The organism is Actinosynnema sp. NPDC004786 (assembly GCF_053601135.1).
In genome coordinates, this window is sequence record NZ_JBSGBG010000086.1 from 1 (window position 1) to 411 (window position 411).

The following is a 411-nucleotide window of genomic DNA, read 5'->3' on the forward strand; positions in this document are numbered from 1 at the left end:
GGCGGCGTACGGGCACTTCGGTCGGACGGATGTGGAGTTGCCGTGGGAGAGCACGGACCGGGCGGACGCCCTCCGCGCCGCCGCCGGCGCCTGACACCGGCCTGATCCGGCCGCCGGCGTGCTCGGCCGGTGATGCTTCGCAGGGGTCCCCTCCCAGGGGACCCCTGCTTTTATTCTGCCGGCGGGGTCCGACAATTTCGGGCCGGTAGCCATCGCGGCAAGCTCCGGCTCCTGAAGCCTCCGCAGCCCGCTCCGTCCCGGAACCGCGGCGACCGGCGCGGTTCCCGACGCCGCCGGGGCCGGCTCCGCCGGCTCGGGAAGCAGCGGAGGCAGGCTCCGCCGGCTCCGGGTGCTGTGGCGGTTTTCGCCCCGGTTCCGGGAGCCGCTGCGGCGGGTTTCGCCGGTCCCGGG